A 15,006-nucleotide genomic window follows, 5' to 3' on the forward strand; every position below is an offset into this window, starting at 1 on the left:
ATGAAGCAAGATGCCGGACCACCGACCAATACGACTCAATTCCCGATCGACCGATGGTGGGTCGCCGCGCTGTCATCCGAACTGACGGACAAACCCGTCGCCCGCACCCTGCTCGGCCGCCCGGTCGTCCTGTTCCGGTTGCCGTCCGGAGAAATCGGCGCGCTGGAGGATCGCTGCTGCCACAAGTCGCTGCCGCTGTCGTGCGGCTCGCTCGAAGCGCGCGGCCTGCGCTGCGGCTACCACGGCCTGCTGTTCGACCGCGGCGGCACGTGCGTGGAAATTCCCGGCCAGGACCGGATTCCGGCGAAGGCGTGCGTATCGTCGTATCCGGTACAGGAACAAGACGCCATCGTGTGGATCTGGATCGGCGCCGACGCGCACGCCCGACCGACCTGCGCGCCGCCGCGCTATGCGTTCCACACGGATCCTCAATACCGGTTCGGCGGCGGCAACTACCATTACGACGCACCGTATCAGCTGATTCACGACAACCTGATGGACCTGAGCCACCTGGGCTACGTCCATCTGAAAACGATCGGCGGCAACGCGCCGCTGCACATGGGTGCGCAAACCTGCGTCAGCACCGACGGCGACACGGTGACGCTGGTCCGCCGGATGCCGGATTCCGACCCGCCACCGACCTACACCGCCGCATGGCCGTTCGCGGGCCGCGTCGATCGCTGGCAGGAAATCGAGTTTCATGTGTCCCACATCCGGATCTGGACCGGCGCGATGGACGCCGGCACCGGCGACCTGCTCGATCCCGCGCGCGGCGGCTTTCACATGCGCGGCTTCCACGGCATCACGCCCGAGACGGACACCACGACGCACTACTTCTGGACCGTCGCGACCAACCCCCAGCACGACGTCGACCGCGTCGCGCAAACGGTCATCGAGCAATCCGCGGCGACCTTCGATGAGGACAAGACCGTGATCGAAGCGCAATACCGGAATCAGGTGCGGTTTCCGGGCGGCCGCCAGATCGACATTCACGTCGACGCGGGGCCCAATCGCGCACGGCGCGTGATCGAGCGGCTCCTGCTGCAACCCGAACCCGCATAACCATCGCGCCGGCGCGCGAACGACGCCTGCCGGTCGCGGCGGACGTTCCCCGGGTTGCGCGTCAACCCGCGCATACGCTTTCGTCCCGTTCGCTTCTGCCGGCGTCGATTCCATCCCATTCAATTAGTCATACTACTTTTTCGAAGGATCTTTGACGTGAGCGCAAATATCCGCAATACGATCGACGCATCCCCGATGAGCGCGTTCCAGACGATGGCAGTCACGGCCTGCGTCGTGCTGAACATGCTCGACGGTTTCGACGTGCTGGCCATCGCGTTTGCCGCGCCGCACCTGGCGGCCGAATGGAAACTGAGCGGCAAGGAAATCGGCCTGCTGCTGAGTGCCGGGCTGGCCGGCATGGGCATCGGCTCGGTGCTGATCGCGCCGCTGGCCGACCGGGTCGGCCGCCGCCGCATCATCCTGCTCTGCCTCGCCGTGATCTCGTCCGGGATGCTGGCCTGCGCGGCCACGCACAGCACGCTGCAACTCGCGGTCGCGCGTGCCTATACGGGGCTCGGCATCGGCGGCATGCTCGCGAGCCTGACCGTCATCAGCGGCGAATACGCGTCGAACAAATGGCGCAGCGCCGCGATCGGCATGCAGTCGACCGGCTACGCGATCGGCGCTACCGCCGGCGGCGTCATCGCCGGTTACCTGCTGTCGGTGTGGGGATGGCGCAGCGTGTTCGCGTTCGGCGGCATCCTGACCTTGATGTCGATCCCGATGGTGCTCGCGCTGCTGCCGGAATCGCTCGACTTCCTGCTGGCGCGACGTCCGGACAACGCACTGCAGAAAATCAACCGCATCCTCGCAAGAATGAAGCGTGCGCCGATCGATGCGCTGCCGACCGCGACTGCGTCCGTCGACACGGCGAGCCCCGCATCGAGCTGGACGGCCGTGCTGCGCGCACCGCTCACGCGCCGCACGATCGCGCTGTGGATCGCGTTCTTTCTCGTGATGGGCAGCTTCTACTTCGTCGTGAGCTGGACGCCGAAGCTGCTGGTCCAGGCCGGGCTGTCGGCATCCCAAGGCGTAACCGGCGGCGTGCTGCTCAATCTCGGCGGCATCGCCGGCGCGTCGCTCTTCAGCCTGCTGTCGACGCGGTTCAGCCTGCGCAACCTGCTGGGCGCGACGCTGCTGCTGGGCGGTGTGCTGATGGTCGTGTTCGGCGCGAACACGGGCGCCCTCGGCATCGGGATGACCGTCGGGGTGTTCCTCGGTGCCGTGATCAATGCGTGCGTGGCCGGCATGTACGCGCTGTCGCCGACGCCGTATCCCGCCGAGATCCGCACGACCGGCATCGGCCTCGCGGTCGGCATCGGCCGCCTCGGCGCGATCCTGTCGCCGATGACGGTCGGCGCACTGCTGGACGACGGCTGGTCCGTGTCCCACCTCTATCTCGCGTTCCTCGTGCCGATGGCCGGCGCGGCGATCGCCGTCGCCGTGGTCGGCGCGCGTCCCGCGGCACCGCGCCGGCAACGCGATCCGGCGATGTCGTAACGCGCGACGCCCGCAGTCTTGCCGATACCCGTCGGCATCCCGGCCATATCCGGGTCAATAAAAAAATCGATAAGCATATCTACATACTGTTTGGAGACAGCCATGAAAACGAAACTGGGCGTCGCACTCGCGACGGCGATGGCGCTGGCCGGACCGGTCTGCGCGCAAAGCAGCGTCACGCTGTACGGGATCATCGATACCGGCGTGTCCTACTACAACAACGCCGCGCACGGCGGGTCGTTCACCGGAATGCCGACGCTGACCGGCGAAGTGCCGTCACGCTGGGGCCTGAGAGGCACGGAGGATCTCGGCGGCGGCTACCAGGCCTTCTTCGTGCTCGAGAACGGCTTCCAGCCCGGCACCGGCGCGCTGAACTACGGCGGCCGCCTGTTCGGGCGGCAGGCGAACGTGGGGGTGAACAGCCCCTTCGGCACGCTGACACTCGGCCGCCAGATGAACATGTCGATGATCGTGCTGACCAATGCAGATGTGATCGGTCCGTCGATTCATTCAATGGCGGATTTCGACTCCTATCTGCCGAACGCGCGCAGCGACAATGCGATCGGCTACAAGGGCACGTTCCACGGCGTGACGCTCGGCACCACCTACAGCTTCGGCCGCGACGCAGCCGGGCCGGCAGGACCGTCGGCGACGGGCTGCGCCGGGCAGGTTCCCGGCGACATCGTCGCCTGCCGTCAATACACGGCGATGCTCGCCTATGATGCGAGCAATTTCGGGCTGGCCGCATCGCACGACGTGATGCGCGGCGGCGGCGGCGCGCTCGCGCCGCTGAACAATCCGGCGTACACCGACACGCGCGATATCGTCGCCGGCTACGTGAAGATCGGCCCCGCGAAACTGGGCGCCGGGTGGATTCGCCGCAACCTCGCAGCGGCCGAACACCTGCAGGCCGACATCGTGTTCGCCGGCGGCACCTACTACGCGACGCCCTACCTCGCGCTCGACCTGCAGGGCGTACGCTACCTGCAGCGTCGCGAAAACAGCGAAGGCGGTACCAACGCCACGCTGCTCGTCGGCCGCGCGAACTACTTCCTGTCGAAGCGGACGACCGTCTATACGTCGGTGGGCTACATGTTCAACAGCACGCTGGCCGCAAACGCAGTCGCCGCCGGCGGGACGGTCGGCACCGGGATGAATCAGCTCGGCGTGATGGCCGGCATCCAGCAGAAGTTCTGAACGCCGGACACCGCCCATCGATCAATTGGCGAGCCGGCAATGCGACAGCTTCAACCCGGGCAGCACCGGCGCGTCGATATAACCTTCGTTCACGCAACTGAACCGGAAAGCCGCCGACGTGACGAACGGCTTGATCTCGCCGCCGGGGAATTTCGGTTTCAGCGCATCCTGGTCGGCCACGTCGAAATGCGTGTCGAACTGTTCGCCGTCGGCGGTCAACGCGCCGAAGTAGGTGCCGCCCGGGTCGCTGCCCATCCGGATCACCGCACCGACGAACGCGAGGCGCTTGCCGTCGTACTTCGTTTTCGCGGCGGCCATGTCCTGCGTATAGGCCTCGATCACGGCGCCGTAATGCGCATCGATCGCGGGTTCGGCAGCCGGCGCGGCGCAAGCGGTCTGGTGAACGCTCGCCAACATGGCGCACGCCGCCAGCGCGGCCGCCGCGAACGGCGCGGAAATCTTCTTCATTGGGTGGTCTCCCGTCAGGCTTGGTGGTTGAAGTGATTGAAGCCGGCGCTTCGCCGGTTGCCCGGCATCACGCCGGATGAATTCGCTTCCGTTGCTTCAGTCGTTCGAATGCAGGAACACGGCTGCGATCACTTCATCACCCGCATGGTCGTGCGCGGCGCGCAGCGTCGCGCTGAACGCGACGTGACAGGAAGATGACATGGTGCGGCCCCCGGCTCTCTCGTTGAATTTCACTGCGTCTGATTTTGGCCGCTACGGTAGCAGACGGCCGACGGCCCGGCAACCGAGCCTCGCACGCCGCCGGCCGTCTCATTGCAATTGCAAATGATTCTCATTACGTATATGATGCGCCACCCGGTTGCAGCGATACGCTGCGGCCCGCGACACGATCCTTAGCACTCCTCCTGCATCGATTCATGCCATCCCGTCGAACGCCCCGCCGAGCCCGGACCTTGCGTCCGTGGCGCACCAGCCTGCCTGCCCTGATCACCCTTTGCGTCGCGAGCGGCGCGCATGCGTCCACCGGCGACCGCACCGATACGGAGCCGCCCGCAACGGCATCGACATCCGCCACACCCGCCGGCCGCGAACTCCCGACGATCAGCGTCAACGCATCGGCGGCCGTCGATCCGACGATCGGCTATCAACCGCGCACCAGCAGCATCGCGGGCGGCAGCAACCGCCCGCTCAAGGAGATTCCGCAATCGGTCGCGGTGGTCAGCAGCAGCGTGATGCAGGACCAGCAGGCGCGCTCGCTCGACGACGTGCTCGGCAACATCAGCGGCGTCACGCAGACGAACACGCTCGGCGGCACGCGCGACGCGTTCACCAAGCGCGGCTTCGGGTCGAACAACGACGGCTCGGTGCTCGTCGACGGCGTGCGCACGCCGGTACTGCACAGCTATCTCGCGACGATCGACCGCGTCGAGGTGCTGAAAGGCCCCGCGTCGCTGCTCTATGGCATGCAGGACCCGGGCGGCGTGATCAATCTCGTCACGCGCAAGCCGGAAGACACGTTCGGCGGCTCGCTCTCCGCATCGCACACGAGCCACGGTGGCAGCAGCGCGCAGTTCGATCTCACGGGCCCGCTCGGCAAGCCGGGCCAGGTCGCGGGCGGCACGCTCGCGTTCAGGCTGACCGGCGAATACGACACGAGCCGCTACTGGCGCAGCTTCGGCCGCCAGCGCGACGCGCTGATCGCGCCCGCGCTGTCGTGGCACGACGCGAATACGTCGATCGACGTCAGTTACCAGTACGTCGACTACACGACGCCGTTCGATCGCGGCACCGTGCTCGTGAACGGCCAGCTCGACGATGCGCTGCGCTACCGCCGCTACGAGGAAGCCTGGTCGCAGAGCAGCGGCATCCAGGAAACGCTGCGCGCGCGCATCGAGCACCGCTTCTCCGACGCGTGGCGCATGCGCGCGACCTACGGCTGGGGCCGCGACCGTTACGATCAAACCATCACGCGCGCCACCGCGTTCAACAGCCGGACCGGCGCACTGACGCGCTCGTCCGACGCGAACCTCGGGCGCAACGATTCCGACCAGATCGCGACGCTCGGCCTGCTCGGCAACGTGACGCTCGCTGGGATGAATCACGCGCTCTACATCGGCGGCGAATACGAGCGGCAGCGCAGCTTCCGCGGCGACACGATCCGCGGCAAGGCGACGACGGGTTTCAATCTCTACGATCCCGTGTACGGCCTGCTCGCGCCGGGCGGCGTGCCGAACCCGAAGCAGAGCGATTCGCGCTCGGTGGTCCATGCGTACTCGATGATCGCGCAGGATTCGGTGAAGCTCACCGATCGCCTTACCGCGGTGGGCGGGCTGCGATGGGAAGACTGGCAGCAGGAATCGGGGATGGGCCGGCCGTTCGTGTTCGCCGACCGCTCGCACGGCAACGTCTGGCTGCCGCAGTTCGGGCTCGCGTATGCGCTCACGCCGGCGCTGACCGCGTATGCGAACGTGAGCCGTTCGTTCAAGCCGAACGTCGCGTCGAACGTCGCCGCGCCGCTTGCGCCGGAATACGGCCGCGTGGTCGAAGCCGGCCTGAAGTTCAGCCTGAAACCCGGCATCACCGGCACGCTCGCGGCCTACCAGATCGACAAGCGCAACGTCGCCGTCACGGTGGGCGACCTCACGTCGACGATCGGCACCGCGCGCTCGCGCGGGATCGAGCTCGACGTCGCAGGGCAGATCACGCGCCACCTGAGCGTGATCGGCAGCTATGCATATACGAACGCGACCGATCGCGACAGCAACACGTCGCTCGTCAACGTCGCGCACCACACGGGCAGCCTGTTCGCGGTGTACGACACGGCCATCGCGAACCTGCCCGGCCGCTGGCGCTTCGGCGGCGGCGCACGCCTCGTCGGCGCACGCCCCGGCGACACCGCGAACAGCTTCACGCTGCCCGGCTACGTGACCGTCGACGCGTTCGCGGCCTACGAAACGACGATCGGCAAGTTCCCGACGCGCTTCCAGCTCAACGTGAAGAACCTGCTCGACAAGACCTACTATCCGTCGAGCAACAACAACCTGATCGTCGCGGTCGGCGAGCCGCGGCTCGTCACGCTGACGACGACCGTGTCGTTCTGACCCGTCCGCACGGCCGGCGCATGCAGGCAGGCATGCGCCGGCCTCGGAGCCCTGCTTTCTTCACGCCGCCGCGCGCCGCGGCGACGCCCGCCTTCCGGTCAATCATCAGACCCTCGAATATCTCCCATCCGATATCGCGATTTCCGGTATCGATCGCGCGCCCCTAGACTGGCTACGCGATGGCGACGCTGCGTCGCCGCGCGGCAACGCGACACGCCCCCACAAAAACGATCCTGGGAGACAAGCCATGTCCGACCGGCACGCGCGCCGAGGCGCGCTCAAGACACTCGGCCTCGCGGCCGGCACCGCGCTGCTCGCTGCCGCGCGCTCTGCTCACGCGGCGGCGCCCGAAACGGGTGCGCTGCTGCCCGGCGGCGCCGCGCGCCTCGCCGACCTCACACGCCGCCTCGCGGCCACACCCAGACGGCGCGACTTCAAGACGGTGCCGATGATCCTCGAACGCCCCGACCAGTGGGATCACGCGGCGCTCGCCGAGGTGATCGGCTATCGCGGCGGCCCGAAGCAGGTGTGGGACAACACCGATCTCGCCGGCCCGTGGCTGAACCTGATGCGCAATTCGCTGAACGCGCAGATCTGGTCGTACGGTCATCCGGATTTCCTCGTCGTATCGGCCACGCACGGCAGCGCCCATCTCGCGCTGTTCGACCAGGCCGCGTGGGACAAATACGGGCTCGCGAAGCTGGCCGGCGCGGCATTCCCGGCCAACACGCTGCTCGACGCGAAACCCGCGCAATCGAAAGGCGCACAGGATCACGCGCTGCCCGACGGCGCGTTCTCGTCGCACGACAACAGCATCGCCGCGCTGCAGCAGCGCGGCGTCGTGTTCCTGTCGTGCCACAACGCGATCTGGGAACTCGCGGAACGGCTCGACGGCGCGAATGCGAATCCCGACAAGCTGCCGCTCGACGCGCTCGCGGCCGATCTGACCAATCACGTGATTCCTTCGGCGATCGTCACGCCGGGCGCGGTCGGCACGCTGCCCGAACTGCAGCAGGCCGGCTTCACGTACGCGAAATGACGCACACCATGACCTCGATCCTCACGCATTCCCCTTCGCGCCGGCTCCGCCGCACGCTGCGCGCCGCACTGGCCGGCTGGCTGTGCTGCGCGTCCGCGCTGTCGCTCGCCGCGCCCGCCGACACCGCCACGAACATCTTTCCGCCCTGGCAGAACGGCCGCAACAACGACGCGACGCACCGCGGCCTCGAATTCACGGTGCCGCAGGTCGACGTGCTCGCCGATTTCCACGGCGACCTCACCGCGCCGAAGCTCGTGCTGTTCGTCGGCGGCAACTACTTCTTCGCGATGGCGCCGCTCGTCGCGAAGTTCGAGGAAGACCATCCCGAGTACCGCGGCCGCATCTACTGGGAAACGATCCCGCCCGGCCTGCTCGTGAAGCAGATCCAGGCAGGCGGCACGATCACGGTCGGGAACATGACGTGGACGGTCAAGCCCGATGCGTATTTCGCGGGGCTCGGCAAGATCAACGGGCTGATCGCGGACGGTACGCTCGCCGGCCCGGCGGTGCCGTACGTGACGAACCAGCTGACGATCATGGTGCGTGCCGGCAACCCGAAGCGCATCGCGTCGCTGAACGATCTCGCGCGGCCCGACGTGAAGCTCGCGATGCCGAACCCGGCATTCGAAGGCGTCGCGCGGCAGATTCGCGCATCGCTCGTGAAGGCCGGCGGCGACGCGCTTGCGCGCACCGTCTACGACGACAAGGTGCGCGCCGGCACGACCGAACTCACGCACATCCACCACCGGGAAACCGCGCTGTTCCTGATGCAGGAGCGTGCGGACGCCGGCGTGTTGTGGCAATCCGAAGCGGCATTCCAGGAACAGGTGGGGCATCCGCTGATGCACATCGACATTCCGGCCGCGCAGAATACGACGGCGATCTATGCGGGCGCGATGGTGAAGGATGCGCCGCATCCGGAAGCCGCACGCGCGTGGCTCGCGTTCATCCGGTCGCCGGACGCGTTCCGGATTTTCCAGCGCTACGGCTTCGGCCGATACGACGAGACGACACCGACGCAGCACCTCGCGCCGGAGCAGGACCGGCCCGGCGCCGGCTGAACGCCCGATCGCGCACGCACGCGACATACAACAAGGAGGGGACACGTGAACGACAAGGTCGACACACGGCGACGCCGGTATGCGCCGCTGCTGCTTGCCGCGGCGGCGCTGCTCGCCGGCCGCGCGCACGCGGACGACGCGACGCTCGGCAAGACGCTCGCGACACAGGGCTCGGCGACGGGCGTGGCCGCCTGCATCGGCTGCCACGGCGCGCAGGGCGAAGGCAACGCGGCGGCCGGCTTCCCGCGCCTCGCGGGCACGAACGCCGCGTATCTGTCGGCGCAGCTTGCCGCGTTCGCGGACGGCAGCCGCCAGAATCCCGTCATGCAGCCGCTCTCGAAACTGCTGTCGCCGCACGAGCGCGACGCGGTATCGGCGTACTTCGCGAGCCTGCCCTCGCCGGCCGGCGTCGTGACGGCCGATGGCGCGCCGATCGACCCGGCCGACACCGGCGCGTGGCTCGCGACGCGCGGACGCTGGTCGCAGGGCCTGCCCGCATGCGCGCAATGCCACGGCCCCGGCGGCCTCGGCGTGGGCAGCGCATTTCCGCCGCTCGCGGGCCAGCCGGCCGCGTATATCGCCGGCCAGTTGAACGGCTGGAAACACGGCGCGCGCCCGCCCGGACCGATGGCGCTGATGCCGATGATCGCCGGCAAACTGTCCGACGCCGACATCGACGCGGTGGCCGCCTACTATGCGCGCGGCGGCGCAGCACAAGGAGACAAGCGATGATCGACCGCACGACGCTGATCCGCCGCACCCGCGCGGCGCTGCTCGGCGCGGCCTGGCTGCCCGCGCTCGCGTTCGCGGCGGCGCCGCAGGACGCACCGGCACCGGCTGCCGCTACAACGGCAGCCAAACCGTTCACACCGCCCGCCGAATCCGCGATTCCCGCCGACGACTTCGGCAAGACCGTGAAGCTCGGCGAGCAGATCTTCCTGCACACGCCGGAGTTCGCGGGCAAATACGTCGGCAACAAGCTGACCTGCGCGAGCTGCCACCTCGATGCGGGCCGCCGGCCGGATTCGAGCCCGATGTGGGCCGCGTACCTGCTGTATCCGGCCTACCGCGCGAAGAACGGCCACGTGAACACGTTCGCCGAGCGCCTGCAGGGGTGCTTCCGCTACAGCATGAACGGCAAGGCGCCGCCGGCCGGCGACCCGATCCTCGTCGCGCTCGAAACGTATTCGTACTGGCTCGCAAAAGGCGCGCCGGTCGGCACGAAGCTGCCGGGGCAGGGTTTCCCGAAACTGCCGCCGCCCGCGCAGAAGGCCGACTACGCGCGCGGCGCCGCCGTCTACACGCAGCATTGCGCGCTGTGCCACGGCGCGGACGGCCAGGGGCAGTCGAGCGGCGGCAAGCCGGCGTTCCCGGCGCTGTGGGGCGCACGCTCGTTCAACTGGGGCGCGGGGATGGGCGACATCCGCAACGCGGCCGGCTTCATCAAGGCCAACATGCCGCTCGGGCTCGGCGGCACGCTGACCGATCAGGAAGCGTGGGACGTCGCGACCTTCATGGACAGCCACGAACGTCCGCAAGACCCGCGCTTCACGGGCTCCGTGCAGGACACGCGCGCGAAATTCCACGATTCGCCCGACTCGATGTACGGGCTCAGCGTGAACGGCCGCGTGCTCGGCGCGCCCTGACGTTCAAACCGTTGGCACCGTTCGACCCGCCCGGCCGGTTCGGCCGGCGCGGTCACGGATGCCAGCGATACACGACGATGCTCGTGCCGTTGTAGTTGTCCTTGGTGATCACGTACTCGCCGGTCGAGCGCAGGTAGGCCCGGACGCCGTACATCGAGTCGACGTCGTTGCCGACGTCCATCGCCGACGTGTTCGAATTCGTCAGCGTGGTGACGAGCGCACCGGTGTTCAGGTCGAACACGTCGATGTTCGGCACCGTGTGGACGTAGCCGACGAACAGGTAGTGGCCGGCCGCCGCGATCGATTTCGGATTCGCGCTCGTCAGGTTGATCACGGGGTTCGGCGCGCTCGTGTTGCCGTTCTTCCAGCCGTGATAGACCTCGATGTGCCCGTTCATCGCGGTCCAGTCCCAGTTGCCCGCGAGGCCCTGCGCGAGAATCATCGTGTCGCTGTCGGCCTGGTAGATGATGCGCGTGACCGGCGCCACGCTGCTCGGCACGGGCGTCGTCACAGGCTTGCCCCACGACGGCTTGCCGGTCGCGTCGAAGCCCGTCATCGGGAAGCGGGAAATCACGTTCGAGCCGTTCAGCCCGGCCCACACGTCGCCGTTTCCGTCGATGTCGAAACCGGCCGTCACCTGCAGCGTCGTGTTGAACGGCTTGCCGGGCAGCGAGCCGGCCGGGATCGCGATATAGCCGCTCGCCGTGTTGAAGTAATAGAAGTTGAAGTTGCCCGGGTTCTGGCCCGACGCGACGAGAATCCGGTTGCCGCCGACCATCACGAGCTGGCCGAAATGCTGGCCGCGCTGATAGTCGTTCATGTCGAGGCGCGGGTCCTTCGGGTAGGTGAACGGATCGACCGTGTTCGCGACGAACGTGCCGCCCGCCCCGCCCGTGTACACGTTGTTGCCGCTGTAGAAGAAGGCGCCGTCCGTCGCCGGGTCGGGCGCGGCGATCGCTTCGAAGTTCAGCGCCTGCAGCTTCCATTGCAGCGCGCCCGTCGGGCCGTACGAATGGAGGTCGGTGCTGCCGTTGCGGCCGAGATCCCAGCCGCCGCCCCATGCGTTGTTCAGCACGTACAGGTTGCCGCCCGAATCCTTGCCGAGCGCGGCGACGCGCGTGAAGCGCTTGTCGCCGACCTGCCCCTTGATGCCGGTGGTCGTGTCGAGATACCCGCCTTGCACGCCGAACGTGCCGACCTGCATCGGCAGCCCGAGCAGCCCGCTGTAGACCTTGATGTTCATGTCGGGCCCTTCGTCGCCCACCATCAACTGGGCCATCGATGCGTCGTAGTACAGCGACGCCGGCCGCGCGCCGGCCGCCATCTGGATCGTGCTCATCGCCGTGCCGGTCGCGCTGAACTGCGCGACGACGCCCGCGCGCTTGCGCGCGACCCACAGGTTGCCGGCGGCGTCGAGCGCCAGCGCGCCCGGGCCCGATACGCCGATGTCGCGCTGCCACACGCCGTCGGTCGTATAGACCCGCACGCGGTTGCCGTAGAAGTCGCTCACGTACAGCAGGTTGCCGGCCGTCGCGAGGCCGGTGATCACGTCCGCGTACTGGATGCCCGTCCACGTGCTGACCGGGATGCGCAGGTCGCGCAGGTTCGTGCCGCGGTTGTAGCGGCCCACCGAGCCGCTGCCGAAGTTGCGGTTGTAGCCAAGCGCGACGAACAGCGACGTCGCGTTGCCGGTGATCGCGCCGCCCTGGAATTCGTCGTGGATGCCGATCGTGCCGATCGGCTGGCCGTTCTGGTACATCGCGACGCCGCCCGCGTTCTCGTCCCAGCGCGACGCCGTGTAGATCACGCCTTCGGGCGCGACCCACATCGAACGCGCGCCGTTGCCCACGTGCGCGGCCAGCGTGCCGAACGTGTTCGCGAGCCAGTCGGTCGTGTATTGCACCTGCGCGTGACTCGCGCTCGCCAGCATGGCCACGCACATTCCCAGCAACGCCGCGCGAATTTGTTTCATTGACATGAATAATGCTCCCGGACGATCGTTTGTCGACACTGTAAATCGCGGCGCATGAAATATTGGTGATTCCGGCAAAAGCGCATTCGCCGTCATCCCGAATTATTCACCCCGCGCTTTTTGCCGTCCGGCGCTTTTTCGTCAACGATGGCAAAACCCGAACGCCGCGCCGGAAAGGCCAGCCGGCAGCGCGATTTCGGCGCTTTTCCCCGGCATTTTCTTCCGGGTCACCCAATGCGAATGCGTCATTTTTTCTGATATGCCCGCATTGCTTTTTCATTCCCCGGAAATGGGCTCGATGATTACAAATCGAAATTGAAATGAAAGAGAAAAAATATTAACCGGCGCAATCGCCTTTTAGCGATTTCACGCAGCGGGCATGCCGCGATTGCGGCGAGAACGGAGGATGGGAAAAGGTGGATGCAGCGGAGAAAGCCGCGCGCCGGCCGAGCCGGCACGCGGTCGCGATCGTTCAGTTCGCGTTGTCGAGCGTCGGGCCGTCCCAGCCGTCGAGGTATTTCGGCAATGCGTCGGCGACGTCGATCACGCGGTGCCGGTAGAACAGATGCATCGTCGGTTGCAGGTCGGCGGGCAGTTGCCCGCCATGCGCACGCGCGGCCAGGCTGTTCGGCACGACGCGCATGCCGAGCCGGTTCGTCCCGAACACGATCTCGCCGCACGACGGGCACCACGTGCGCGACATCGACTTCGCCGGATGCGGGAAGGTCGCGCCGCCTTCGACGGCAACCTGTTCCGGCGGCCACGCGGTCGCGGACAGCATCGGCGTGCCGTAGAAATCACGGCAGGTCGCGCAATGGCAGTTCGCGCGCGCGGCCGGCTCGCCGCGCAGCGTGACGGTGACGGCGCCGCACAGGCAGTGCGCGGAATGCGTTCGGGTCATGTCGTCTTCTCGTAGAAAGGAGGCGACAGTATAGGAGCCAGGCGTGCGACGCGGCCCGCATCGGCTGCGGGCCGCGTCGCGATCGTTGCGTCAGAACTTCTGGCGCAACCCGAGGCTGACGATCGTCTGCGAATGCGAATCCGACGAATGGCCGTTCGCCTTGTCGGACACCGACGCGGTCGCGGCCACCGGCCGGCCGAGCGCGTCGAGCGTCATGCCCGATGCATGCTGGTACGCGCCGAGCAGGTACACGCTGGTGCGCTTCGACAGGTCGTAGACGGCGCCGAGCGTGACGTTGTGATACTGCGCGCGGTCGTCGATGCCGTCGACGTCGCTGCCGCGCGTGTAGCTGTAGCCCGCGAACAGCTGCGTCTGCGGCCGCACGTTCCAGCGCGTGAACACGCCCGCGACGTTGAACGTCGCGTGGCCCGTGAACAGCGATTGACCGCCGCTGCGGTACTGCACGTTGCTGTAGTTCACGCCGACGACGGCCGTGCCGAAGTCGTACGTCGCGCCGGTTGCGATGACCTGCTGCGACTGCGCGCTCGCATAACCCTCGTTGATCGACGAGTTGAACAGGCCGTCGTCGGTGCTCTGCCACTTGCCCGTCGTCGGGTCGGTCACGCCCGTCTTGCTGTTGTCCGAGCGCTCGTAGCCGACGCCGACGCGCAGCGGCCCCGCCGCGTAGGCCGCGCCGACGCTCCACGTATTGCGCTGCTTCATGCTGCCCGGCTGGCCGCCGAAGCCGTACAGCGCGCCGAACGTGAAGCCCGAATAGTTGGCGCTCGTGTACTTGATCGAGCTGTCGACCCGTGCGGTCTGGTCGAGGTCGTCGATGTCGCCCGGGTGCGCGCCGAATCCGCCGATGAACGACGACGGGCCGACCGGGCTCACGAAATCGTCGAGCGACGTGTACTGGCGGCCGAGCGTGATCGTGCCGTAGCGGTCGCTGCCGACGCCGACGAACGCCTGCCGGCCGAACTGGCGGCCGCCCTGGCCCGACGTGCCGTTGGTGATGTCGAAGCCGTTCTCGAGGACGAACAGCGCGCGCATCCCGCCGCCGAGATCCTCGGAACCCTTGATGCCCCAGCGGCTGCCGGACAGGTTGCCGGTCGTGAGCCCGACACTCGAATGCCCGGTGTACGCGCCGGCCGAGCCGACCCGTTCGTTGCTGCGATAGGTCACGCCCGCATCGACGATGCCGTACAGCGTGACGGAGCTTTGCGCGGATGCGATACCCGCGAGCGAGAGCAGCAGCGGCGCTGCGATCAGTTGCTTGTTCATGATTGTCGTGTCTCCGGGCGGTGAACCCGTTGTTCTATGCGAGTAGCGCGTGCGGCGGCGAGCGCCGCCGGCCGTGCGGGTCCGGCGGCATCCACACGCGGGAACGCGCGCATGCGACGGGCGCGCGCGGCGTCGCGGCGGGCAAGCCCGCTGCGGCCGCCATGGTAGTTGGAACCGGTACCAACCGAAAGTGGAAGAATGAAAACAGTTTCTTGCGAAATCCGAGATAGTCGACTGCGCGGCCGGGCGCGCGGCATCCACGCCTGTACAGCGGGG

General features: G+C 67.5%; 12 protein-coding genes. 8 read left to right on the plus strand and 4 right to left on the minus strand.

Going from position 1 to position 15,006, the window contains the following annotated elements:
* The 3 genes from BBJ41_RS26125 to BBJ41_RS26135 all read left to right on the plus strand — a co-directional run bounded on the left by BBJ41_RS26125 (nucleotide 1) and on the right by BBJ41_RS26135 (nucleotide 3,759).
* Nucleotides 1–1,062 (plus strand): aromatic ring-hydroxylating dioxygenase subunit alpha, encoded by a 1,062-nt coding sequence (locus tag BBJ41_RS26125; RefSeq protein WP_069749130.1) that lies wholly within the window; start codon nucleotides 1–3, stop codon nucleotides 1,060–1,062.
* 156 nt (nucleotides 1,063–1,218) lie between these two features.
* Nucleotides 1,219–2,562 carry an MFS transporter gene (locus BBJ41_RS26130; RefSeq protein ID WP_069749131.1) on the plus strand — a complete coding sequence of 448 codons (1,344 nt, stop codon included), beginning with the start codon at nucleotides 1,219–1,221 and terminating at the stop codon, nucleotides 2,560–2,562.
* Nucleotides 2,563–2,664: 102 nt separating this feature from the next.
* Nucleotides 2,665–3,759 (plus strand): porin, encoded by a 1,095-nt coding sequence (locus tag BBJ41_RS26135; protein WP_069749132.1) that lies wholly within the window; start codon nucleotides 2,665–2,667, stop codon nucleotides 3,757–3,759.
* Nucleotides 3,760–3,780: 21 nt separating this feature from the next.
* Here the strand turns inward: BBJ41_RS26135 and BBJ41_RS26140 are convergent, their stop codons facing one another.
* Nucleotides 3,781–4,227, minus strand: a complete 447-nt coding sequence (locus tag BBJ41_RS26140; RefSeq protein WP_069749133.1) for a hypothetical protein — start codon at nucleotides 4,225–4,227, stop codon at nucleotides 3,781–3,783.
* 416 nt (nucleotides 4,228–4,643) lie between these two features.
* Between BBJ41_RS26140 and BBJ41_RS26145 the strand changes: the two genes are divergently transcribed.
* From BBJ41_RS26145 to BBJ41_RS26165, 5 genes are all read left to right on the plus strand, one after another.
* A complete protein-coding gene (locus BBJ41_RS26145; RefSeq protein WP_069749134.1) occupies nucleotides 4,644–6,827 on the plus strand; it encodes a TonB-dependent siderophore receptor in 2,184 nt (727 codons plus the stop codon).
* Nucleotides 6,828–7,074: 247 nt separating this feature from the next.
* Nucleotides 7,075–7,866 (plus strand): thiosulfate dehydrogenase, encoded by a 792-nt coding sequence (gene tetH / locus BBJ41_RS26150; RefSeq protein WP_069749135.1) that lies wholly within the window; start codon nucleotides 7,075–7,077, stop codon nucleotides 7,864–7,866.
* Between the two features lie 8 nt (nucleotides 7,867–7,874).
* Nucleotides 7,875–8,927 (plus strand): molybdate ABC transporter substrate-binding protein, encoded by a 1,053-nt coding sequence (locus BBJ41_RS26155; RefSeq protein WP_069750380.1) that lies wholly within the window; start codon nucleotides 7,875–7,877, stop codon nucleotides 8,925–8,927.
* A gap of 45 nt (nucleotides 8,928–8,972) precedes the next feature.
* The gene (locus BBJ41_RS26160; protein ID WP_069749136.1) at nucleotides 8,973–9,659 is read left to right on the plus strand and encodes a c-type cytochrome; all 687 of its coding nucleotides are present in this window, start codon (nucleotides 8,973–8,975) and stop codon (nucleotides 9,657–9,659) included.
* The gene (locus tag BBJ41_RS26165) at nucleotides 9,656–10,573 is read left to right on the plus strand and encodes a c-type cytochrome (RefSeq protein ID WP_069749137.1); all 918 of its coding nucleotides are present in this window, start codon (nucleotides 9,656–9,658) and stop codon (nucleotides 10,571–10,573) included. The genes BBJ41_RS26160 and BBJ41_RS26165 overlap by 4 nt, the downstream gene beginning before the upstream one ends.
* 52 nt (nucleotides 10,574–10,625) lie before the next feature.
* Here BBJ41_RS26165 and BBJ41_RS26170 read toward each other — a convergent pair whose 3' ends face one another.
* The 3 genes from BBJ41_RS26170 to BBJ41_RS26180 all read right to left on the minus strand — a co-directional run bounded on the left by BBJ41_RS26170 (nucleotide 10,626) and on the right by BBJ41_RS26180 (nucleotide 14,730).
* On the minus strand, nucleotides 10,626–12,551 hold the full coding sequence (locus tag BBJ41_RS26170) for an NHL repeat-containing protein (protein ID WP_069749138.1): 1,926 nt from the start codon (nucleotides 12,549–12,551) through the stop codon (nucleotides 10,626–10,628).
* A 466-nt stretch (nucleotides 12,552–13,017) separates the two neighbouring features.
* Nucleotides 13,018–13,446 (minus strand): GFA family protein, encoded by a 429-nt coding sequence (locus tag BBJ41_RS26175; protein WP_069749139.1) that lies wholly within the window; start codon nucleotides 13,444–13,446, stop codon nucleotides 13,018–13,020.
* 90 nt (nucleotides 13,447–13,536) lie between these two features.
* Entirely contained in the window at nucleotides 13,537–14,730 is a 1,194-nt protein-coding gene (locus tag BBJ41_RS26180; protein WP_069749140.1) for a porin, read from the minus strand.
* Nucleotides 14,731–15,006 lie beyond the last annotated feature (276 nt).

Source organism: Burkholderia stabilis, from assembly GCF_001742165.1.
Taxonomy (GTDB): Bacteria; Pseudomonadota; Gammaproteobacteria; order Burkholderiales; family Burkholderiaceae; genus Burkholderia; species Burkholderia stabilis.

Coding starts and splice junctions, on each gene's coding strand:
- BBJ41_RS26125 (WP_069749130.1), top strand. CDS start 1: ATGAAGCAAGATGCCGGACCACCGACCAATACGACTCAATTCCCGATC.
- BBJ41_RS26135 (WP_069749132.1), top strand. CDS start 2,665: ATGAAAACGAAACTGGGCGTCGCACTCGCGACGGCGATGGCGCTGGCC.
- BBJ41_RS26140 (WP_069749133.1), bottom strand. CDS start 4,227: ATGAAGAAGATTTCCGCGCCGTTCGCGGCGGCCGCGCTGGCGGCGTGC.
- BBJ41_RS26145 (WP_069749134.1), top strand. CDS start 4,644: ATGCCATCCCGTCGAACGCCCCGCCGAGCCCGGACCTTGCGTCCGTGG.
- tetH (WP_069749135.1), top strand. CDS start 7,075: ATGTCCGACCGGCACGCGCGCCGAGGCGCGCTCAAGACACTCGGCCTC.
- BBJ41_RS26155 (WP_069750380.1), top strand. CDS start 7,875: ATGACCTCGATCCTCACGCATTCCCCTTCGCGCCGGCTCCGCCGCACG.
- BBJ41_RS26165 (WP_069749137.1), top strand. CDS start 9,656: ATGATCGACCGCACGACGCTGATCCGCCGCACCCGCGCGGCGCTGCTC.
- BBJ41_RS26170 (WP_069749138.1), bottom strand. CDS start 12,551: ATGTCAATGAAACAAATTCGCGCGGCGTTGCTGGGAATGTGCGTGGCC.
- BBJ41_RS26175 (WP_069749139.1), bottom strand. CDS start 13,446: ATGACCCGAACGCATTCCGCGCACTGCCTGTGCGGCGCCGTCACCGTC.
- BBJ41_RS26180 (WP_069749140.1), bottom strand. CDS start 14,730: ATGAACAAGCAACTGATCGCAGCGCCGCTGCTGCTCTCGCTCGCGGGT.